This window comes from Pseudomarimonas salicorniae (genome assembly GCF_023156535.1).
GTDB lineage: Bacteria > Pseudomonadota > Gammaproteobacteria > Xanthomonadales > Xanthomonadaceae > Pseudomarimonas > Pseudomarimonas salicorniae.
This window is the reverse complement of the sequence record NZ_JALNMH010000009.1, coordinates 104,000-124,449: the sequence shown is the minus strand read 5'-3', so window position 1 is coordinate 124,449 and position 20,450 is coordinate 104,000. Positions and strand designations below refer to the sequence as shown.

16 protein-coding genes are annotated in these 20,450 nt (G+C 68.2%); 7 read left to right on the top strand and 9 right to left on the bottom strand.

All coding sequences use genetic code 11. The annotated features are described in order from the left end of the window. Positions 1-36: 36 nt before the first annotated feature. Positions 37-1,731 carry an asparagine synthase B gene (gene asnB / locus M0G41_RS11775; RefSeq protein ID WP_248209411.1) on the bottom strand — a complete coding sequence of 565 codons (1,695 nt, stop codon included), beginning with the start codon at positions 1,729-1,731 and terminating at the stop codon, positions 37-39. A 230-nt stretch (positions 1,732-1,961) separates the two neighbouring features. On the opposite strand from asnB, the gene M0G41_RS11770 reads away from it, so the two are divergent. Continuing rightward, a complete protein-coding gene (locus tag M0G41_RS11770) occupies positions 1,962-3,506 on the top strand; it encodes an inorganic phosphate transporter (protein WP_248209409.1) in 1,545 nt (514 codons plus the stop codon). A 624-nt stretch (positions 3,507-4,130) separates the two neighbouring features. Here M0G41_RS11770 and M0G41_RS11765 read toward each other — a convergent pair. The 4 genes from M0G41_RS11765 to M0G41_RS11750 all read right to left on the bottom strand — a co-directional run bounded on the left by M0G41_RS11765 (position 4,131) and on the right by M0G41_RS11750 (position 10,457). Next, positions 4,131-6,605, bottom strand: coding sequence for a M10 family metallopeptidase domain-containing protein (locus tag M0G41_RS11765; protein WP_248209407.1), 2,475 nt, complete (start codon positions 6,603-6,605; stop codon positions 4,131-4,133). 4 nt (positions 6,606-6,609) lie between these two features. Further along, positions 6,610-7,212, bottom strand: a complete 603-nt coding sequence (locus M0G41_RS11760) for a hypothetical protein (protein ID WP_248209405.1) — start codon at positions 7,210-7,212, stop codon at positions 6,610-6,612. 694 nt (positions 7,213-7,906) lie between these two features. After that, the gene (locus M0G41_RS11755; protein ID WP_248209404.1) at positions 7,907-9,220 is read right to left on the bottom strand and encodes a putative bifunctional diguanylate cyclase/phosphodiesterase; all 1,314 of its coding nucleotides are present in this window, start codon (positions 9,218-9,220) and stop codon (positions 7,907-7,909) included. Between the two features lies 1 nt (position 9,221). Next, positions 9,222-10,457 carry a cyclic di-GMP phosphodiesterase gene (locus tag M0G41_RS11750; protein WP_248209403.1) on the bottom strand — a complete coding sequence of 412 codons (1,236 nt, stop codon included), beginning with the start codon at positions 10,455-10,457 and terminating at the stop codon, positions 9,222-9,224. A gap of 79 nt (positions 10,458-10,536) precedes the next feature. Between M0G41_RS11750 and M0G41_RS11745 the strand changes: the two genes are divergently transcribed. Beyond that, on the top strand, positions 10,537-12,150 hold the full coding sequence (locus M0G41_RS11745) for an HD family phosphohydrolase (RefSeq protein ID WP_248209401.1): 1,614 nt from the start codon (positions 10,537-10,539) through the stop codon (positions 12,148-12,150). A 57-nt stretch (positions 12,151-12,207) separates the two neighbouring features. On the opposite strand, the gene M0G41_RS11740 is transcribed toward M0G41_RS11745, so the two are convergent. Both M0G41_RS11740 and M0G41_RS11735 read right to left on the bottom strand, forming a co-directional pair. Then, positions 12,208-12,834: an exopolysaccharide biosynthesis protein gene (locus M0G41_RS11740; RefSeq protein WP_248209399.1), complete on the bottom strand. Its 627-nt coding sequence runs from the start codon at positions 12,832-12,834 to the stop codon at positions 12,208-12,210. Between the two features lie 2 nt (positions 12,835-12,836). Continuing rightward, on the bottom strand, positions 12,837-14,147 hold the full coding sequence (locus M0G41_RS11735) for a hemolysin family protein (RefSeq protein WP_248209398.1): 1,311 nt from the start codon (positions 14,145-14,147) through the stop codon (positions 12,837-12,839). 253 nt (positions 14,148-14,400) lie between these two features. Between M0G41_RS11735 and M0G41_RS11730 the strand changes: the two genes are divergently transcribed. Genes M0G41_RS11730 through phoU form a run of 5 tightly spaced genes read left to right on the top strand, consistent with a single transcriptional unit; the run spans position 14,401 to position 18,828 of the window. Next, complete coding sequence (locus tag M0G41_RS11730) at positions 14,401-15,444, top strand: PstS family phosphate ABC transporter substrate-binding protein (protein ID WP_248209396.1); 1,044 nt, start codon at positions 14,401-14,403, stop codon at positions 15,442-15,444. A 19-nt stretch (positions 15,445-15,463) separates the two neighbouring features. Next, complete coding sequence (pstC, locus tag M0G41_RS11725; protein ID WP_248209394.1) at positions 15,464-16,399, top strand: phosphate ABC transporter permease subunit PstC; 936 nt, start codon at positions 15,464-15,466, stop codon at positions 16,397-16,399. Between the two features lies 1 nt (position 16,400). Beyond that, on the top strand, positions 16,401-17,321 hold the full coding sequence (gene pstA / locus M0G41_RS11720; protein WP_248209391.1) for a phosphate ABC transporter permease PstA: 921 nt from the start codon (positions 16,401-16,403) through the stop codon (positions 17,319-17,321). Between the two features lie 5 nt (positions 17,322-17,326). After that, a complete protein-coding gene (pstB, locus tag M0G41_RS11715; protein ID WP_248209389.1) occupies positions 17,327-18,106 on the top strand; it encodes a phosphate ABC transporter ATP-binding protein PstB in 780 nt (259 codons plus the stop codon). Positions 18,107-18,123: 17 nt separating this feature from the next. Then, entirely contained in the window at positions 18,124-18,828 is a 705-nt protein-coding gene (phoU, locus tag M0G41_RS11710) for a phosphate signaling complex protein PhoU (protein ID WP_248209387.1), read from the top strand. Between the two features lie 455 nt (positions 18,829-19,283). Here phoU and nadC read toward each other — a convergent pair whose 3' ends face one another. Further along, a complete protein-coding gene (gene nadC / locus M0G41_RS11705) occupies positions 19,284-20,144 on the bottom strand; it encodes a carboxylating nicotinate-nucleotide diphosphorylase (protein WP_425511251.1) in 861 nt (286 codons plus the stop codon). Then, positions 20,141-20,410, bottom strand: a complete 270-nt coding sequence (locus M0G41_RS11700; protein WP_343226483.1) for a Trm112 family protein — start codon at positions 20,408-20,410, stop codon at positions 20,141-20,143. The genes nadC and M0G41_RS11700 overlap by 4 nt, the downstream gene beginning before the upstream one ends. Between the last annotated feature and the right edge of the window lie 40 nt (positions 20,411-20,450).

Genomic DNA, 20,450 nt, shown 5'->3' with positions numbered 1-20,450 from the left:
GCGCGCGGGAGCCCGCCCCCGGAGTCGTGATAAACCCTAGCCGTTGCCGCTGTCGGCGTAGGCCTCGTTGTGCACTGCCTGCACCGAGCGGCCCGAGGGATCGACGATGTTCTTCAGGCTCGGATCCCACTCCAGCGCCGCCGCCGTCGAGCAGGCCACGCTTGGCCCACCCGGCACGCACTCGGCGGCCCAGCTCTGCGGGAAGTGGCGGTGGAACAGCTCGCGATAGAAGTAGGCTTCCTTGGTCTGCGGCGTGTTGTAGGGAAAGCGGAACTTCGCGCTCTGCAGCTGCTGGTCGCTGACCTGGGCCTCGGCGTGGGCCTTCAGCGAGTCGATCCAGGAGTAGCCGACGCCGTCGCTGAACTGCTCCTTCTGCCGCCAGAGCACGGCATCCGGCAGGTAGCCGGCAAAGCTCTCGCGCAGGAACTGCTTCTCGATCCGGCCGCGCTGCTTGCCGCTCAGTTTCACTTCCGGGTCGAGGTTCATCGCCACGTCGATGAAGCTCCGGTCGAGGAAGGGCACGCGGGCCTCGACGCCCCAGGCCGACATCGCCTTATTGGCGCGCAGGCAGTCGAACAGGTGCAGCTTGTCGAGCTTGCGCACCGTCTCCTCGTGCAGGGCGCGGGCGTCCGGAGCCTTGTGGAAATACAGATAGCCGCCGAACAGCTCGTCCGAGCCCTCGCCCGAGAGCACCATCTTGATGCCCATGGCGCGGATCCGCCGCGCCATCAGGTACATCGGCGTCGAGGCACGCACCGTGGTGACGTCATAGGTCTCGAGGTGGTGGATCACGTCGGAGAGCGCGTCCAGGCCCTCCTGGATGGTGAAGGTGAGCGTGTGGTGCACGGTGCCGATGTGGTTGGCCACCTGCTGCGCCGCCTTCAGGTCGGGCGAGCCTTCAAGGCCGATGGCGAAGCTGTGCAGCTGCGGCCACCAGGCCTCGGTCTTCTCGTCCTCCTCGACGCGGCGTGCGGCGTACTTCTTGGCGATCGCCGCGACCAGGGAGGAGTCCAGCCCGCCGGAGAGCAGCACGCCGTAGGGCACGTCACTCATCATGTGGCTCTTCACCGCCGACTCCAGCGCCCGGCGCAGGGTGGTGCGGTCGGCATCGTTGCCGGCGACCGCGCCGTACTCGCGCCAGCCCGGCGTGTAGTAGCGCACCGGCTCGGCCTGCTCGCTGCGCCAGTAGTGCCCGGGCGGGAACTCGCGGGCGTCGACGCAGACCGGCGCCAGCGCCTTCAGCTCGGAGGCGACGAACAGGTTGCCGTGCTCGTCGTGGCCGAAGTAGAGCGGAATGATGCCGATCGGGTCGCGGGCGATCAGCCACTCGCCGCGGGCCGCATCCCAGAGCACGAAGGCGAACATGCCTTCCAGCTCGTTGAGCCAGCTGCCGGGGTCGCTGCCGGAGCGGTACAGCGGCAGGATCGTCTCGCAGTCGGAGTGGGTCTGGAAGGCGTAGCCCTCCTCGAAGCGCGCACGCAGGGCGCGGTGGTTGTAGATCTCGCCGTTGACCGCCAGCACCTGGGCCTCGTCCGGGGTGCGCAGCGGCTGGGCGCCCGAGTCGACGCCGACGATAGCCAGGCGCTCGTGGGCAAGGATGGCGCGCTCGTCGGAATAGATGCCCGACCAGTCCGGGCCGCGGTGGCGCATCCGCCGCGACAGGTCCAGCGCCTGCGCGCGCAGCGCGAGCGGGTCGGACTTCAGGGACAGGATGCCGAGGATGGAGCACATGGCGGACGCGTTCCGGAAGCGGGGGGAAGCCCGATTCTGTCAGGAAATCCGGCCCCGTGCTGCACTGCGCAAGAATATGCTCAGGGCCGCTCGGAGGGGCGCCGGGCGGGCGTCGCCGGGCCGCGGTCGGGGCGTCGCGGGCGGGCCAGCTCCGCGATCCGGGCCGGCCGGGCATCCTTCGGGAGCCCAAGGTTTGGCATCATGGCGCGCCCTCCTCCAGGTCCTTCCCGATGACTGCCGACGCCGACAACCGGATCGACCCCGTACGCCTCATCATCGCCCTGCTTTTCGTGCTGCTCTCCAGCGGCTACGTCTGGTGGCAGTACGGCCACGTCAGCCTCACCCTGGTGATCGCCGCCGCGTTCGGCGCCTACATGGCGATGAACATCGGTGCCAACGACGTCGCCAACAACGTGGGCCCGGCGGTCGGCGCGCGGGCGATGAGCCTGGCGGTGGCCATCGGTATCGCCGCGGTGTTCGAGGCGGCGGGCGCGATCATCGCAGGCGGCGAGGTGGTCGGCACGATCAAGGGCGGGATCATCGACCCGTCGCGCATCGACGATGCCCGCGCCTTCGTCTGGGTGATGATGGCGGCCCTGCTGGCGGCTGCGCTATGGCTGAACCTCGCCACGGCCATCGGCGCCCCGGTCTCCACCACCCATTCCATCGTCGGCGCGGTGCTCGGCTCGGGCATCGCCGCCGCGGGCTGGGACATCGCCAACTGGGGCACGGTGGGCAGCATCGCAGCCAGCTGGGTGGTGTCCCCCTTGCTCGGCGGGTTGATTGCCGCGCTCCTGCTCTACGTGATCAAGCAGCGGATCACCTACCAGACGGATCTTGTCGAGGCGGCGCGCAAGACGGTGCCGGTGCTGCTGGCCCTGATGGCCTGGTCCTTCGTCACCTACCTGTGCATCAAGGGCCTCGGCGCCCTGGTCAAGATGGATATCGGCCCCGCCCTTGGCGTGGGCGCGGTCGGTGCGGTGCTGACCTATGCCTGGACCCGCATGTGGGTTGTCCGTCGCGCCCACGGCCTGGTCAACGACCGTGACTCGGTCAATGGCCTGTTCACCCTGCCGCTGCTGGCCGCCGCCGCCCTGCTCAGCTTTGCCCACGGATCCAACGACGTGGCCAATGCCATCGGTCCGCTCGCGGCAATCCACGATGCCCTGACCAGTCAGGGCGTGCATGGCAAGGTGGCGGTGCCGACCTGGGTAATGCTGCTCGGTGCCCTCGGCCTGTCGGTGGGCCTTGCGCTCTACGGCCCGCGGCTGATCCGCACGGTGGGCAGCGAGATCACCGAGATCGATCCGATGCGCGCCTGGTGCATCGCCATGGCCGCCACCCTGACGGTGATCGTCGCCTCGCAGCTCGGTCTGCCGATCTCGACCACCCACGTCACCATCGGCGCGGTGTTCGGCGTCGGCTTCCTGCGCGAGTACCTGAAGGCCAACTACCAGCGGATCATTGCCGAGATCGCCGCGCACCACGCCGCGCAGGAGACCGAGAAGCACGAGGTCGAGGCCTTCTTCGCCCGCTTCGAGGCCGCCTCGCGGGAGGAGAAATCGCGCATGCTCAAGGAGCTCAAGCGCCAGGGCAAGGCCGGCCTCACGCCGATCTCCAAGCCCGAGCGCAAGGAGCTGCGCCGCTTCCACAAGCAGGCCCTGGTCAAGCGTTCGATCATGCTCAAGGTGGTCGCCGCCTGGATCATCACCGTCCCCGCCTCGGCCCTGATGGCCGCCGCCATCTTCCTGATGATCCGCGGCGCCCAAGGCTGAGCCCCCGCGCGCATCCCGATCACAACGTTCCATCGAAGCCCCTGAATGTGGGCGCGAAAGATGGGCGCCAAGAAGACATGCATAGGGTGCGCCTAGCCGCACCGGGCGTACCGTCCGAACGCCCGTATCGGTGCGGCTAGCAGCACCCTATGGGCTTCGCTGATGCGCGACCAAGCCCGACTGTGGGAGCGCCCTCGGGCGCGACCGCGGAGATCCGCTCTGGCCGCGGTCCGTGGTGAATCCGTAGCGCTGCGGTCGCGCCCAGGGGCACTCCCACAGTCCTACTGCGGCAAGGTCTGCTTTGCGGCGCAAGCCGGACCCTGTGGCACCGTTGAACGTAGGAGCCAGCTTGCTGGCGATCGTCCCGTCCGGGGCGTCGGTCGCCAGCAAGCTGGCTCCTACATTCGGGTTCTGCGGAGGGTCTGCTTCGCGCCCGAACCGGCCCTCGGCCCTGGCCGCTTTGACGGCATGCGGGGGCGCCTCTCCCTGACCTTGCCGCGCGGCGGCCGGGTTGCTACTGCCGGCACCTCGGCTGGGCACTGTCGAAACGCGCCGTGGCCACAGCGCCGTCCACACCCAACCCGGATGCGAAACCGCAAAACGCCGATCACCGCAGCCCGATCGCTACGGCGCCTCGAAACCGCCGAGGAAGATCCGGAACGGCTGGCCCTCGACCCGGAACAGCGCGCTCTGCGGCGCGGCGCGCACGGTGCAGTCGATAGGCGTGGCCAGGCCCAGCCGACCAACGTGGGCGAAGGCCGCCGACATCCGCACGGTGCCATCGCCCTCCGTTTGCCGGGTGGTCGGCAGGACGGGAACCAGCTGTGCTGCGTCGGGGCCGGTCGGCGCGGGACAGGTCAAGATCACCGGCACGCCGGGCATGGCGTCTCCAAAGGCGTCGTTCACCCGCACGTAGACCTCGATCTCGCCGCCGAACACCTGCTGCTCGGCATCGAGGAAGATGCTCGCCGGAGTGAGGACCAACTCCGCAGGCAGCACGGGGGCGATGGTGACGCTCCGGCTGACGCCGTCGGCGGCCACCGAGCAGGTGACCTGATCGACGAACGCCTCGCCGCCGGCGGTCGATGCCTCAACCGTCAGCGTCGCCACGCCGCTTCCATCCACCGCGACCGGCAGCACCGGCGTGAACTGCACCTGGTTGCCCGCAGGGGCATCGCAGCTCGCAGTCAGCTCGCGGCCCTGCGCCAACGGCTGGCCCAGCTGGTCCAGCGTGCTGAAAGCGAACGCCTCCTGCTGACCGTTCATGACCGTCCGCAGGGTCACCTGCGTGCGGTCAGGCGTCAGGCTCGCCAGCACCTGGTCGGTGGTGATGGTCATGAAGCCCTCGATCTGCGGGCCAGAGGTTGGCTCATAGAGATAGCGGCATAGTGCTTCGTACTGAACCGGGTCACCCGAGCCATCCGCACCATACTCCAGCTCGAAACGGGCCCCACCCATCGCGTCAGTGGTGTCATCGCGACGAAAGATGGCGCGGTCAGCAATGCCCTGGCGACGGGTGTTGCGACAGAAGTTTAGGTCGCCGGGACCCTGCGAATAGCTGATATCGCCACGAATCACGGCCCCCTGAACCGGGGTGTTGGAAGACGATGTGCGGAGGCGCGCCACCCACTGCTCCGTGGTGTAGGGCTCGCTATTGGCGATATTCGGCAGCCCGGTGGTTCGCAGCTGCACTCGCGAAGGCACGAAGTCCAGAACCAGGGTTTCGGCGAGGTCGACGACCGTGATCCGGCCGCGCGCCACGTCGCGGTTCGGCATGAACACGTTGATGAAGATGGCCCCGGACGAAGGCGTACCGTCACCGTCCACGGTCACCGTGGCGTTGAACACCGTCTTGCCGCCCAGGTCGAACTGGGTCGCGCAGCGGCCTTCCGAGGACGCGCAGGACACCACGCCGTTGCTGTGGGTCAGGCTCAGCTGCGTGCCGGCCGGGAAGGCCTCCCCACCCTGCCGCGCCACCTGAAACGCCACCTCCTCGGCGACGCCCTGGTTCACCTCGATCTGACTCGGCGCCGTGAACACCACGTCCGGGGCCGCCAGCGGCACGTAGTCCGCTTCACCGTTGGAGGTGTCGGTCGCCGGGTAGTGCCAGGTGTATCGCGTGTTGAACTCGATGGCGGACTGGCGGACGCACAGCTTCGATCCGAAACAGGTGTAGACCGCGGACTCAAGCCAGGGGACGAGATATCGAGTCTGAGCCAGCGCCGACGAGGAAAGCGAAACCATGGAGACCGTGAGGCAGTTGGGAGGCCGCTCATTCGCAGGGGCCGAGGGCGCCACCACGTAGAAGAACAGATCGTAGTCGTCCTCGCTCGACGCGACACCATCCGCGCCAGACTCAAGCCACTTCAGAAGCGTCAGCTCATCAGGACTCAGGCGCGTGGTGACCTGCGGCACCACGGTCATCATGACTGATTGCGTGTCAGGCAGCCCCAACAGTCGGGAAACACCCACCCAAGGGACAAGAGGCCACGTTCCCGGCCGCACCCGTCGTGCCCGATCAGAGGTCATCTCCAGGTCGTCCACGATCGAAGGGACGGCGAACGGAGAGTTGTTGCCGCTAAGGGGGAACGGGGTCAGGCTGACGTCATCGCCCCGCAGATCGTCTTCGGACCCGTAGACGCCATCCGGACCGGGCTCCGCATCTAGGCTGCCATTCATACCCCAATTCGACGGCGCAATGCCGGTGTGTTGAGCCTGGCCTCCGGCAGCCACCACCTCCTCAGAGGGGTGGCCAAGGCCAACGGCGTGTCCCAGTTCGTGGAGCAGGACGCTCTCAACACTAAACGCCCCCGACGGCGGGAACTCCGGATCTCCGAACTGGGCGATGTTGCCGAGACCATTGCTTCGACGATTGAACTTCGCTGCGACGTTGCGAGTCGCGGTGTGAAGTGCCTCGCTTGGACAAAGGGGGATGTCCACACGACCGCCCACGCCCTGGTAAGCGTAGCCGGCGTGGATCGGCCGGTCGCGCTGGCCGAGGTAGACGCCCGCTGTCGCCGGCACCGTCACCGCGGCGGCCATCAGCACCACCGCCCACTTGCAGCTCGAAGTCAGCATCTTGGCTTCCTTGCGCATCATCGGTTCAACGTCCTTCGATCTGGTCGGCCGGCTGCCCGTGGAGGGGCCGGGTGGCGGCAAGGCCGAGCTGGTCCACGATGCGGACGATGTCCTGCACCGTGCCGAGCGTCATCATCGCCTTGGGAAGCGTCAGGGCGTGCAGGGCTTCGACACGGATCGGCTCGCTGACCTGGCCGGACTGCGGATTGCGGAAGCGGACCACGGTGACCGGCGCGTCGGTGACGTGGTCGGCCCCGAGGCGGCCGAGGTCGGTCTCGCCGGCGCGCTTCATTTCGATGGCGATGCTGTCGGCCTTCAGGGAGTGCAGGCCGCCCTCCTCCACCACCGCACGCAGGCCGTCGAGGTGCGCGGCGGGGATCTCCCACTCCGTGCGTCCGCCGCCGATGCGCAGCGTGGCGGGAGCCTCCACGACCAGACAGCCGGCATCATGCACGGTCAACCGTGTATTCCACTCGGCGCCGACCGGATAGGTGGAGAGGTGCTCGACCTTCACGAGCCAGTCCTTCTGGCTCGGCGGCTGGGCGCATTCGGCCTTAGCCGCGCCGCTGCAGAATGCAGCGATGAGGACGGACAGCACGGCAAGGGCAGGGCGGGACAGGGGCGACATGGCGGCTCCGGAATGGAAGAGGCGCCGCGTCCGTGCATCGCCGTGGGGAATCTGCCTCGCGGATGACGCCCCGGCGGCACGGCGGCCCGCGGTGGGGCGGCGCGATTATTCCAGAGGCACCGGGCGCTGCCCATCGGGCGGGCGTCGCCTGAGGGCGCCAAGAAGCCATTCATAGGGTGCGGCTGGCCGCACCGGGCGTACCGTCCGAACGCCCGTATCGGTGCGGCCAGCCGCACCCTATGGGCTTCGCTGATGCGCGACCAAGCCCGACTGTGGGAGCGCCCTCGGGCGCGACCGCGGAGTCACCGCGCTGTCCCGGTCTGTGGTGAATCCGTAGCGCTGCGGTCGCGCCCAAGGGCACTCCCACAATCCGACTGCGGCAAGGTCTGCCTTGCGGCGCAAGCCGGACCCTGCGGCACCGTTGCGCGTAGGAGCCAGCTTGCTGGCGATAGGCGCCCCGGAAGGGATGATCGCCAGCAAGCTGGCTCCTACATTCGGGTTCTGCGGAGGGTCCGCTTCGCGTCCGAACCGGGCGTCGCGCTGGTTCCGGCGGATTGCGGCGGTGTGCGCCACCATCCGGATGTCGATAGCCGGGATCGCGAGGATGCCCAGTCTCGCCGCGGGGAGTGGAGCCGGCCTTGCGCCGGGCGCGCCGCGGTTCACCGCATGCTGTTCCACCGCCACGCGGGTTGGGTCAGGCGCTGAGCTCGTCCGGGGGCGTCCAGCCCTTGAGCCAGTCATGGAACTCGGGATTGCCCATCGGCTTTGCGAAGAGGTAGCCCTGCACCTCGTCGCAGCCGAGCTGGCGGAGCATGTCCAGGGCGGGCAGGTCCTCGACGCCCTCGGCGACGACGGCCATGCCGAAGCGGTGGGCAAGGTCGATGATCAGCGCGGTGATGTCGGCCGAGGCGGCGTCGTGGGGCAGGTTGCGGACGAAGGAGCGGTCGATCTTCAGTTCGTCGGCGGGGATGTCCTTGAAGTAGGCCAGGCAGGAATAGCCGGTGCCGAAGTCGTCGAGGGCGATGCGTACGCCCATGGCGCGCAGCTCGGAGAGCACGCGGAAGCTGCGCTGCGGATCGGCGAGCAGGGATCGCTCGGTGATCTCGACGGTGAGCTGGACGTACTCATGCCCCCAGAGCTCGAGACTGCTGGCGATCAGGTCGGGCAGGTCGTCCTGGGCGACCATTTCCGCCGGCACGTTGACCGCGATGCCGAGGCGCTCGGTCTGGTGCGGCCAGGCGTTGGCCTGGCGCAGGGCGACATTCAGGGCCCAGAGGGTGAGCTGCTTGATCTGGCCGCCGCGCTCGGCCACCGGGATGAAGCGGTCCGGCGGGATGAAGCCGCGTCCCGGCAGGTGCCAGCGCATCAGGGCCTCGGCGCCGCAGACCCGGAGATTCCCGGCGCAGAGCTTGGGCTGGTAGTGCAGGGACAGCTCGTCGCGCTGCTGGGCGCCGGACAGCTCGACCTCGATGTCCCAGTGCTCGGACAGCTCCCACTCGTTGCTGGAATCGGCAGCGAAGCGGATGCGCTGGCCGGTCTGCCGGCCCTGGGCGAGCGCGCGCTCGGCGAGGCGGAACAGGTGGTCGGGTTGGGTGGCGTGCTCGGGGGACAGGGCGACGCCGCAGGACAGCGCGACCTTGATCCGGTGGTCGCCGATGTCGAAGGGCGGCTCCATCAGGCGCTGCAGCTTCTCCGCGGCCAGTTCGACATGGCCGGGATTCATCACCCGCGGCAGGAGCACGGCGAAGCGGTTGTCGCCGATGCGCGCGGCGACGTCCTGCGGCCGCAGCAGCTGGCCCAGGCGCTGGGCGACCTCGCGCAGCAGCTCATCGCCGAAACCATAGCCGTGGCCGGCATTGATCAGGGCGAAGCGGTCGATGTCGACGATCATCAGGGCCAGGCGGCCGCGCTGGTCGTTGGCGATCTGCAGCAGGCGGCGCAGGCTGCCCAGAAAGCTGTGCCGGTTGGGCAGGCCGGTCAGCGCATCCTCGACGGGCACATGACCCATCTCAATCGATGAACAGCTGGTGCGGGTCGATGCCGTGCGCGCCGCTGGGCAGGCCCTGGCGGATGTTCAGCGGCCGACCCTCGGGGTCCTGCATGACCTCGCTGAGGTCGAGGCGCTGGAAGCGCGGCAGGGGCTTCTTGTCCGAATCGAGCAGGACCATCAGGGCCGGACGCAGGCGCTTGAGGCTGTTCACGGCGGTGATCACCCCGACCCGGCCGTCGCTCAGCTCGACCAGGGAGCCGGTCGGGTAGATGCCGCAGGCCTGGATGAACTGCTCGACCATCTCCGGCTGGAAGGCGGTGCCGCGCCGGTTGTAGAGCTCGGACACCGCCTTGTGCGGGGCCAGGCTCACGGCATAGGGGCGCTCGCTGGTCATCGCGTCGTAGCTGTCGACGATGCCGCCGATGCGACCGAAGATCGGGATGTCGTTGCCGGCCAGGCCCTGCGGATAGCCGCTGCCGTCGTGGCGTTCGTGGTGGGTGGCGACCATCTCGATCACGATGCTGCTGATGCCCGGGGTCTCGCCGAGGATCTCGAGACCGTGGCGCACGTGCAGCTTGACCAGCCTCTGCGCCTCCTCGTCCAGCGGCCCCTTCTGGGCCAGCAGCTCGGCGGGAACCCGGGTCTTGCCGACGTCGCAGAGCAGGCCGCCGAGCGCCAGCTCCTCGAGTTCGGTGCGCTCCATGCCGAGGTGGCGGCCGAAGCTGGCGGCCCAGATCGAGCTGCCCATGGCGTGCAGGTAGTCGTACTCGCTGCTGCGGCGCATCTCGCGCAGCCAGGCGAAGGCGTTGGGGTTGCGCAGCATGGAGTCAACCATGGCGTCGACGCCGGCTTTCAGGCGGGCGGTATCCAGCTTGCGCCCGGCGCGCAGTTCGTCCAGCGCGCCGCGCAGGCCGGCTTCGAGCTGGTCGAAGACCGGGGTGGCTTTTTCGACCTCGGTGTCGAAATCCTGCGCGACCGCCCAGGTGGTCTTGCGCAAGGCGTCGATCTGCCGCTTGGCCTGGCCGGGGTCGGCGAGATCGAGGTAGCGGGGGTCGGGCGACTTGCCGCGCAGCGGGTCGACCCAGACGAAGCTGCACAGGCCGCGCAGGGCGTCCCGCTGCCCGGTGTCCTGGATGGTCAGGCCGTGCAACGGAAAGGGGGTTTCGATCCACGGCCGGTCGAGCCGTGAGACGAACATGCCGACTTCGAGGCCGGCGACACTGATGCGCAGGTCCTGATCGGAGGCCTGATCCAAGTGCGACTCCTGGGGCTGCGATTGAAACTGCTGCCGTCCCGATGCACTGTAGCGTGGTTCCACCGCGGCTCACCAGACCATGGCCGAGGCCACCGACATCCTCAGACGCCTTGAAACGCTCAACGAGATCGGTCGAGCGCTGTCCTCGGAGCGCGACATCCGCTCCCTGCTCGAGCGCATCCTGGAGGCGGCCCAGGGCTTTGCCAACTCGGACGGCGGCACCCTGTATCTGGTCGAGAACCAGCAGCTGGTGTTCGAGGTGATCCGCAACGAGACGCTGGGCTACCGCCTCGGCGGACGCAGCGGCGGCGCGCTCAGCTTTCCGCCGGTGCGGCTGTACGACGACGAGGGCAAGCCGGTGCAGGGCACGGTCGTCGCCCATGCTGCACTGACCGGTGAGACGGTCAACATCGAGGATGCCTACCGGGTCGAGGGCTACGACTTCTCCGGCACGCGCCGATTCGACGAGAAGAACGGCTACCGCTCGCAGAGCTTCCTCACCGTGCCGATGAAGAACCACGGCGGCGCGGTGATCGGCGTGCTGCAGCTGATCAATGCCCGCAGCGCGGATGGCACGGTGCGGGCGTTCACCGACGAGGACCAGCAGCTGGTCGAGTCGCTGGCCTCGCAGGCGGCCATCGCGCTGAACAATCGGCAGCTGATCGGGCAGATGGAGAACCTGTTCGAATCGCTGATCAACCTGATCAACAGCGCCATCGACGAGAAGTCGCCCTACACCGGAGGCCACTGCGAGCGCGTGCCGGTGCTGACCATGATGCTGGCCGAGGCCACCGAGCGCACCCGGGTCGGGCCGCTGGCCGACTTCCGGATGAATGAGCGCGACCGCTACGAGCTGAAGATTGCCGGCCTGCTTCACGACTGCGGCAAGATCACCACGCCTGTGCACGTGGTCGACAAGGCGACCAAGCTGGAAACCCTGTTCGACCGCATCCACCTGCTGGAAACCCGCTGGGAGGTCTTCTACCGCGACGCCAGGATCGACCTGATCGAGGGGCGCATCGACCAGGAACAATACGAGGCGCGCTGCCGGCAGCTGGGCAAGGACTTCGAGATGATCCGGCGCAGCAATATCGGCGGCGAGTTCTTCGAGGACGAGAAGGTCGCCCGGGTGAAGGAGATCGCAAACGGGCGCTGGACCAGCCACGCCGGCGAGGAGCGCCCGGCCCTGTCCGAGGACGAGGCGCAGAACCTGTGCATCCGCCGCGGCACGCTGAACCGGAAGGAACGCGACATCATCAACCACCACATCGTGGTGACCATCGACATGCTCGAGGCGCTGCCCTGGCCCGCCCACCTGACCCGGGTGCCGGAGTTCGCCGGTGGCCACCACGAGCGGATGGACGGCAAGGGGTATCCGAAGGGGCTGACCCGCGACCAGATGAGCGTGCAGGCCCGGGTCATGGGCATCGCCGACATCTTCGAGGCGCTGACCGCTGCCGACCGGCCGTACAAGACCGGCAAGAAGCTGTCCGAGGCGATCGGCATTCTCGGCCGGATGAAGATGGACCACCACATCGATCCGGACCTGTTCGAGGTCTTCCTGCGCGAGCGGGTCTACCTGCGCTATGCCAAGCGCTTCCTGCCGCCCGAGCAGATCGACCAGATCGACTGGGCACGCATCCCCGGGATCAGCGCGGAGCTGGCCCGCGAGCTGTCCGGCGAGGCGGGCTGACGGGGGCCTGGCAGGCGCGGGCAGCCGTGCGCGGGCGGGGCGCCGCTCTGGCGGCGCTCAGAACAGGCCGCGCAGCCAGTCGAGGGCGCCCTCGCCGAGGATGATGAACAGGGCGCTGACGCCGGTGCCCAGCACCCAGGCGATGATCATCAGCACGCCATCCCGTTCGATCAGTGCCACGGCGTAGGTGATCACCAGCAGGGCCAGCGGATAGTTGGTCAGCGGGATCGGCAGCGAGAGCAGGATGCCCAGCGCGAGCAGCAGCAGGCCACTGATGACGTGGCAGACGATGTGCTGGGTGAAACCGGCAAGCCGCGGCTTGACCAGCTTCTCGATGCGCTGCAGCCAGGGGCCGATCCGCTCGGAAAAGCGCTGGAAGCGGCGCCGGGCCACGCCCCGCTGACGCAGCCGCGCCGGCAGCCAGGGGTAGCGCTTGCCGAACATCATCTGCGCGCCGAACACCGCGATCAGCGGCCCGCTGATCGCCCCGGCGCCCGCCGGCAGCGGCAGGAAGGCGGGCAGGGTGGCGACCAGGACCAGCACGCCGAAGGCGCGCCGGCCGAAGCGATCCAGGATCTCGTCGAAGGTGACCTTGTCGGAGGGCGGGTAGTCTTCAGCGCGTTCGCCCGCACTGATCTGCGCCAACAATCCGCTGGTGGTGGCTTCTCGTTCGGCTGGGGACATGGTCAGGGTGTGTCGGCGCTGTCACCGGGCAGTCGCTGCAGGAGCAGCTTGTCGATGCGGGCGCCGTCGAGGTCGACCACCTCGAAACGCCAGCCTCCATGGTCGAAGAACTCGCCGGGCTGGGGAATACGCCCGAAGTGGGCGATCACCAGGCCGGCGACGGTGCGGTAGTCGTGGTCCTCCTCATCGGGCAACACCGATTGCCCGATCAGGTCGCGCAGCTCGTCCGAGGGCAGGCTGGCGTCGACGAGCAGGCTGCCATCGGCTCGCTGAACGACAGGATGACCGGAATCCGGAGCATCGTCGGCGCCGGGCAGCCGTCCGAGCACGGCGCCGAGCACGTCGTTCAGGGTGACCATGCCCTGGATGTCGCCGTACTCGTCGACCACCAGGGCCAGTGAGCAGCCTTCCTCGCGGAACAGGTCCATCAGGTTCAGCGCCCGGGTGCCCTCGGCGACGAACAGGGCCGGGCGCAGGTCGCGGAACAGGTCGAGGCGGCGCCCGGCGATGCGCCCGGCCAGGGACTTCACCTCGAGGATGCCGAGCACCTCCTGGTCGGAGCCGCGCATCACCGGGTAGCGCGAATACGGCGTCTCCCGCATCACCCGCAGGTTGACCTCCTCGCCGGCCGCGGCGTCCAGCCAGGCGATGCGCCGGCGCGGGGTCATCAGGCTGGCGGCGTCGCGATCGCCCAGGCGCAGCACCCGGTTCATCATGTTCCGCTCGTCGAGATCGATCACGCCCTGCTCGTGGCTTTCGGCCACCAGCAGGCGGATCTCCTCTTCGCTGACCTTCTGCGCCGACTCGATCTCGACGCGCAGAAGGCGCAGTACGCCGCGGGTGGCGATCGAGAGCAGGGATACCGCCGGCGCGGCCACGGCGGCCAGCGCGCGCATGGGGATCGCGACGGCCACCGCGATGCGTTCCGGCCGGGTCAGGGCAAAACGCTTGGGTACCAGTTCGCCGAGCACCAGGCTGAGTCCGGTGATCAGCGCCACGGCAAGGCCGAGGCCAATGGCCGGCGCCCAGGGCGCCAGCATGGGCAGGCCGGAGGCGACCCATGCGGCGAGCATGCCGCCGATGGCCTCGCCGCCGAACACGCCGGTCAGGATGCCGATCAGGGTGATGCCCACCTGCACCGTGGACAGGAAGCGCTCCGGATGCTCGGCCAGTTCGCTGGCCACGCGCGCACGGCGGCTGACCACCGCCAGCTCCTTCAGGCGGCTCTTGCGCGCAGTGACCACCGCCATTTCCGACATGGCGAAGAAGCCGTTGCACAGCACCAGGACGAGGACGACGATAAGTTCGGTCATGGGCGGGGAAACCGGGGCTGCCGAGTGTAGCAGTGGAGGGTCCGGGCGCCCCGGCCCCGACCCGGGTGGAGGTGGGGCTTCGTCGGGCCGCCCTTTACCCTGGGAACAGGGGCCTGGCGGCCGCCGTTGGCGAAATCCGCCCCACTGCAATGTCTCTGTAACATTGCCGTAATACTTTGGCGCAGCTGTTCCCCTACCCCGGGTCGACCGCGGCGAATCTCGCGCGGGCGGCCGGTCACATTCGAGGATGCCGATGAACGCTTTCCGCCCGCTGCTTGCCCTTTCGATCACCCTTGCCCTGGCCGCCTGTGGCCAGAAGCCCGCCGAGGGCGAGGCCGCCGCGCCGGCAGCCGCCAAGCCGGCCGAGGTGCCGATCATCGAGATCGACGGCTCCAGCACGGTGTACCCGATCACCGAGGCGGTCGCCGAGGAGTACCAGATCGCCGAGCAGGGCAAGGTCCGCGTGACCGTCGGCGTATCCGGCACAGGTGGCGGCTTCAAGAAGTTCTGCCGTGGCGAGACCACCATTTCCAATGCCTCGCGTCCGATCCTCGACGCCGAGATCGAGGCCTGTCGCACTGCCGGCGTGCAGTTCATCGAGCTTCCGGTCGCCTTTGACGCGGTGACCGTGGCGGTCAACCCGCAGAACACCTGGCTCGAGGCGGTCACCGTCGAGGAGCTGAAGAAGATGTGGGAGCCCGAGGCCCAGGGCGTGGTGCTGAAGTGGAACCAGGTCAACCCGGCCTGGCCGGATGCCGAAATGAAGCTGTTCGGCGCCGGCGCCGACTCCGGCACCTTCGACTACTTCACCGAAGCCGTGGTCGGCAAGGCCAAGGCCTCGCGCGGTGACTTCACCGCCAGCGAGGACGACAACGTTCTGGTCACCGGCGTGGCCAGCGACCCCAACGCGCTGGGCTTCTTCGGCTTTGCCTACTACCGCGAGAACCAGGACAAGCTGCGTGCCGTGCCGGTCAAGGCGACCGCCGATGGCGCTGGCGTGCTGCCCTCGATGGAGACCGTGCTCGACGGCACCTACACGCCGATGTCGCGCCCGATCTTCATCTACGTCAATGCCAAGGATGCCGCCGAGCGCCCGGAAGTGCGCGCCTTCGTAGAGTTCTACCTGAAGGAGTCGCAGGCGCTGATCACCGAGGTCGGCTACATCCCGCTGCCGGATCGCGCCTATGAGCTGGCTTCGGAGCGCGTGGCCAACAACGTCACCGGCACCGTATTCGAGGGCCACGCCGAGGTCGGTGTGAGCGTCGAATCGCTGCTGCAGCGCGAAACCCGCCAGTAATTCCGGAAGGGGAAGTCCCGTGACCGACGCTGCCCTGATGCCCGCCGCGGCACCGCGCCGCGACCTCAAGCGGCGTCGGTTCCGGCATTTTTCCGAATCGATGGTCGAGGGGGTGCTGCTGCTGGCCGCCCTGTCCGCGGTGGCGATCACGATCGCCATCGTGGTGATCCTGGTCTACGAGTCGAGCGCCTTCTTCGCCAAGGTGCCGATCCTGACCTTTCTCACCGACACGCAGTGGACGCCGCTGTTCGCCAACGCCCGCTACGGCATCCTGCCGCTGCTCGGTGGCACCCTGATGACCTCGCTGATCGCGCTGCTGTTCGCGGTGCCGCTCGGCACCATCACCGCGATCTATCTGTCCGAGTTCGCCTCGACCCGGGTCCGTGAGGTGGTCAAGCCGATCCTCGAGCTGATCGCCGGCGTGCCGACCGTGGTGTTCGGCTACTTCGCCCTGTTGTTCATCACGCCCCTGCTGCAGAAGATCATTCCCGGCCTGCCAGGCTTCAACATGCTGGGCCCGGGTATCGTCATCGGCATCATGATCGTTCCCTACATCAGCTCGCTGTCCGAGGACGCCATGCGCGCGGTGCCGATGCACTTCCGCGAGGCATCCTTCGCGATGGGCGCCAGCCGCTTCCAGACCGCAATCAAGGTTGTGATGCCGGCGGCGCTCTCGGGCGTGGTCGCTTCGTACATCCTCGGCGTGTCGCGCGCGGTGGGCGAGACCATGGTGGTGGCGATCGCAGCCGGCCAGCAGCCCAACCTGACCTTCGACCCGACCGAGGCTGCGGCGACCATCACCGCCTTCATCGTCCAGGTCTCCAAGGGCGACGTGCCGCACGAATCGATCGCCTACCAGAGCATCTTCGCGGCGGGCCTCACCCTGTTCGTGCTGACCCTGCTCTTCAACGTGCTCGGCTACTTCGTGCGCAAGCGCTTCCGCGAGGCCTACTGAGATGGCGCTCGAGACTTCCGAAATCCGCCGGCTGATCGCTGGCCACAAGCTGCGCGACATGCTGTTCGACGTGCTTGGCCTGATCATCATGCTGCTGCTGTTGTTCATCCTCGGCGCGCTGTTCATCAAGCTGGCCATCGACGGCTGGGACAAGCTGGGCCTCGACTTCTTCCAGAACTATCCCTCTCGTCGTGCGGCACGGGCGGGCATCCTGCCGGCCTGGGTCGGCTCGCTGCTGGTCATGCTGGTCACCGCGCTGGCCGCGGTGCCGGTGGGCGTGGCCGCCGGCGTCTGGCTCGAGGAGTACGCGCCGAAGAACTGGTTCACCGAGGTCGTCGAGATCAACGTGACCAATCTCGCCGGCGTGCCGTCGATCATCTACGGCCTGCTTGGCCTCGGTCTGCTGGTGCACGGACTGGGGCTCGGCCCATCGGTGGTGGCCGCGGGGCTGACCCTCGCCATGATGATCCTGCCGGTGGTGGTGGTGGCCACTCGCGAGGCGATCCGCTCGGTGCCCCAGACCATCCGCGAGGCCGCCTACGGACTGGGCTCGACGCGCTGGCAGGTGACCCGCGATCACGTCCTGCCGTACTCGGTGGCCGGCATCCTCACCGGCGTCATCATCGGCCTGTCGCGCGCCATCGGTGAGACCGCCCCGCTGATCACCATCGGTGCGGTGGCCTTCATCGCCTTCCTGCCGCCGGCGCCGATCGACGCCAGTTTCCCCTTCGTCAATTTCGACTGGCTGAGCACGCCGTTCACTGTTATGCCGATCCAGATGTTCAACTGGGTCTCGCGGCCGGACCCGGCCTTCCAGCAGACCGCGGCGGCTGCCGGCGTGGTGCTGGTCGCCCTGACCCTGCTGATGAATGGCACCGCCATCTATCTTCGTTACCGTGCGCGCAAGCGCATCAAGTGGTGAACCCGATGTCTTCGAATGGAAACTCCACGGCCAAGGCCGAGGTGCGCGACCTGAGCTTCTACTACGGCGACTTCGCTGCGCTGAAGAATGTCAGCCTGGCGGTTGCCGAACATGAGGTGACCGCACTGATCGGCCCCTCGGGCTGTGGCAAGTCGACCCTGCTGCGCTGCTTCAACCGGATGCATGACCTCTATCCGGGCAGCCGCTACGATGGCGAGATCCGCCTGTTCCCCGACGACGTCAATCTGCTGCACAAGGACATCGATCCGGTGGAGACGCGGATCCGCATCGGCATGGTGTTCCAGAAGCCGAACCCGTTTCCCAAGTCGATCTTCGACAATGTCGCCTACGGTCTGCGCATCCTCGGCGAGAAGCGCCGCGGCGTGATCGCCGACAAGGTCGAGAAGGCGCTGCGCGACGCCGCGCTCTGGGACGAGGTCAAGGATCGCCTCGACAGCCTGGCCACCAGCCTGTCGGGCGGTCAGCAGCAGCGCCTGTGCATCGCCCGCACCCTGGCCACCGAGCCGGAGATCGTGCTGTTCGACGAGCCGACCTCGGCGCTGGACCCGATCGCCACCGCCAGCATCGAAGAGCTGATCATCGAGCTGAAGAAACGCGTAACGATCCTTATCGTGACCCACAACATGCAGCAGGCCGGTCGAATCTCCAAGTACACTGCTTTCATGTACCTCGGAGAGCTGGTGGAGTTCGGCGAGACCGAACAGATCTTCACCCGCCCGAAGAAGGAACAGACCGAGAACTACATCACCGGCCGCTTCGGCTGACCGGGAGGGAGCACAGCATGAACGTGACCCACACCGGGCACACCATCAAGAAGTTCGACGAGGAGCTGGGCACCCTGCGCGACCTCGTTCTGCGCATGGGCGGCCTGGTCGAGGACCAGCTCCGCCGGGCCGTCGAGGCGCTGGAGAAGCGTGATGTCCAGCTGGCCCGCGAGGTGATCGTGGGCGACCGCGAGATCGACCGCATCGAGCTGAAGGCCGACGAGGAGATCGAGCACCTGCTCGCCCTGCGTACCCCGCTGGGCGTCGACCTGCGCACCGTGCTGACGCTGTCGAAGACGGTCAACGACCTTGAGCGCATCGGCGACGAGGCCAAGAAGGTGGCGCGCAGCGCGCGCGACCTGGAGGAGAAGCTCGATGCTTCCGGTCGCGGCGCGTTCATTCCCGCGGTATCGGGGCTGGCGCGCACTGCCATCGACATGCTGCACGGTGCGCTCGACGCGCTTGTGCGGCTCGATCTCGAACAGGCCGAGCTGATCCGCAAGGGAGACGACAAAGTCGATGCCGCCTTCGTCGGCTGCATCCGGCAGATGGTCGCCCACATGACCGAGCACCCCGACAGCGTCGAAACGGGAGTCCAGCTGCTGTTCGCGGCCAAGGGCCTCGAGCGCATCGGCGACCATGCGAAGAACATTGCCCTCTACGTGTTCTACCTGGTCGAAGGCCGCGACCGCCGCCACCCCAAGGTGCAGCGCGAGGGCTGAGCGCCCGATAGCCTCGCGCCGCTGCGCGCCGCGCACCCAGCGGCTGCTTCGGGCGCGAAGCAGACCTTCCGCAGAACCCGAATGTAGGAGCCAGCTTGCTGGCGATCGTCCCATCCGTGGCGCCTATCGCCAGCAAGCTGGCTCCTACAGCGTGACCGTGGCGAATGCGAACTTCGCGCCCAAAGCAGACCTTGCCGCAGTCAAATCGTGGGAGCGGCCTGGGGCGCGGCCGCAGCGCTAGGGATTCACCACAGACCGCGGCCTGAGCGAACCTCCGCAGTCGCGCCCATGGGCGCCCCCACAGTCGGGCTTCGTTGGGCGTCGGCGAAGCCCCATAGGGTGTGCCTCGGCGCACCGATACGGGCGTTCGGACGCTACGCCCGGTGCGGCCAGCCGCACCCTATAAACGTCCGGTTTGCGTCCCATTCCGCCATTGCCGTTCCTCTCGCGGCGGGCTAGGCGCCTTCGATGATGCGCAGGGAGAAATCGACTGCGCGGATGTGCTTGGTGATGCCGCCGACCGAGACGAAATCGACGCCGCTGCGGGCGATGTCGGCGAGGGACTCGAGGCTGACGCCGCCGGAGACCTCCAGCGCCTGGCGACCGCGGCAGCGGCGGACTGCTTCCTCGCGCTGGGCGGCGTCGAAGTCGTCGATCAGAACCCGGGTGCAGCCGCCGGCGGACAGCACCTGGTCGAGTTCGTCCAGGGTCTCGACCTCGACGATCAGCGGCAGGCCGGGATGACGGGCGCGGGCGGCCTGCATCGCCGCGCTGATCGAGCCGGCCGCCGCGATGTGGTTTTCCTTCAGCATCACCGCATCAAACAGACCGATCCGGTGATTGATCCCGCCGCCGCAGCGCACCGCGTACTTCTGGGCGTGGCGCAGGCCGGGCAGGGTCTTGCGGGTGTCCAGCAGGCGCGTGCCGGTGCCCGACAGCGCCGCCGCATAACGTGCCGTTTCGCTGGCCGTGGCGGAGAGCATCTGCAGGAAATTCAGCGCCGTGCGCTCGGCCGAGAGCAGGGCGCGGGAGCGGGCAGCGATCTCGCAGACCGTGGCGCCGGGGCCGACCCGGCCGCCGTCGCGGTAGTGCCAGCTGATCACCGCCGCCGGATCCAGGGCGCGGAAGGCCGCCTCGACCCAGGCGCCGCCACAGAGCACGGCGTCCTCGCGACAGACGATCCGGGCCTGCGCCGGGCGGTCGGCGACCAGGTCGGTCGAGACGTCGCCCTGGCCCAGGTCCTCGGCCAGGGCGCGGGCGACCTCCTCGGCCACGCGTTCGAGGTCGGGCGGGGCGAAGTCGTGCACGGGACTCAGCGCAGGCCGTCGAGGCCGCGCACGTCGATCGCCTGATCGACCAGCATCACCGGGATGCCGTCCTCGATGCGGTAGACACGCTGGGCATCAGCGGTGATCAGGGCGGCCTTCAGCGGTCCGCTGGCCGGACTGCCGTCGACCAGCTTCAACGAGCCGGCGGCCAGTCCCTGGTTGAGCGTGTCCAGCTGTCGCCCGGCCAGCAGGCTGACCGGTTGCTTGCTCTCCGGGCAGCAAAGGATGTCGAGCAGGCGCTTGTCCAGGCTCATGGCGGCTCCTTGGGCAGGACAGGATGTGTCCGCGGCGAAT

What these genes read in the sequence shown, in the direction of transcription:
- M0G41_RS11760 (WP_248209405.1), bottom strand. Translation starts at nt 7,212, where the DNA reads ATGTCGCCCCTGTCCCGCCCTGCCCTTGCCGTGCTGTCCGTCCTCATC.
- M0G41_RS11740 (WP_248209399.1), bottom strand. Translation starts at nt 12,834, where the DNA reads ATGTCCCCAGCCGAACGAGAAGCCACCACCAGCGGATTGTTGGCGCAG.
- pstB (WP_248209389.1), top strand. Translation starts at nt 17,327, where the DNA reads ATGTCTTCGAATGGAAACTCCACGGCCAAGGCCGAGGTGCGCGACCTG.
- M0G41_RS11700 (WP_343226483.1), bottom strand. Translation starts at nt 20,410, where the DNA reads ATGAGCCTGGACAAGCGCCTGCTCGACATCCTTTGCTGCCCGGAGAGC.
- M0G41_RS11770 (WP_248209409.1), top strand. Translation starts at nt 1,962, where the DNA reads ATGACTGCCGACGCCGACAACCGGATCGACCCCGTACGCCTCATCATC.
- pstA (WP_248209391.1), top strand. Translation starts at nt 16,401, where the DNA reads ATGGCGCTCGAGACTTCCGAAATCCGCCGGCTGATCGCTGGCCACAAG.
- asnB (WP_248209411.1), bottom strand. Translation starts at nt 1,731, where the DNA reads ATGTGCTCCATCCTCGGCATCCTGTCCCTGAAGTCCGACCCGCTCGCG.
- phoU (WP_248209387.1), top strand. Translation starts at nt 18,124, where the DNA reads ATGAACGTGACCCACACCGGGCACACCATCAAGAAGTTCGACGAGGAG.
- M0G41_RS11735 (WP_248209398.1), bottom strand. Translation starts at nt 14,147, where the DNA reads ATGACCGAACTTATCGTCGTCCTCGTCCTGGTGCTGTGCAACGGCTTC.
- M0G41_RS11745 (WP_248209401.1), top strand. Translation starts at nt 10,537, where the DNA reads ATGGCCGAGGCCACCGACATCCTCAGACGCCTTGAAACGCTCAACGAG.
- M0G41_RS11765 (WP_248209407.1), bottom strand. Translation starts at nt 6,605, where the DNA reads ATGATGCGCAAGGAAGCCAAGATGCTGACTTCGAGCTGCAAGTGGGCG.
- M0G41_RS11755 (WP_248209404.1), bottom strand. Translation starts at nt 9,220, where the DNA reads ATGGGTCATGTGCCCGTCGAGGATGCGCTGACCGGCCTGCCCAACCGG.
- M0G41_RS11730 (WP_248209396.1), top strand. Translation starts at nt 14,401, where the DNA reads ATGAACGCTTTCCGCCCGCTGCTTGCCCTTTCGATCACCCTTGCCCTG.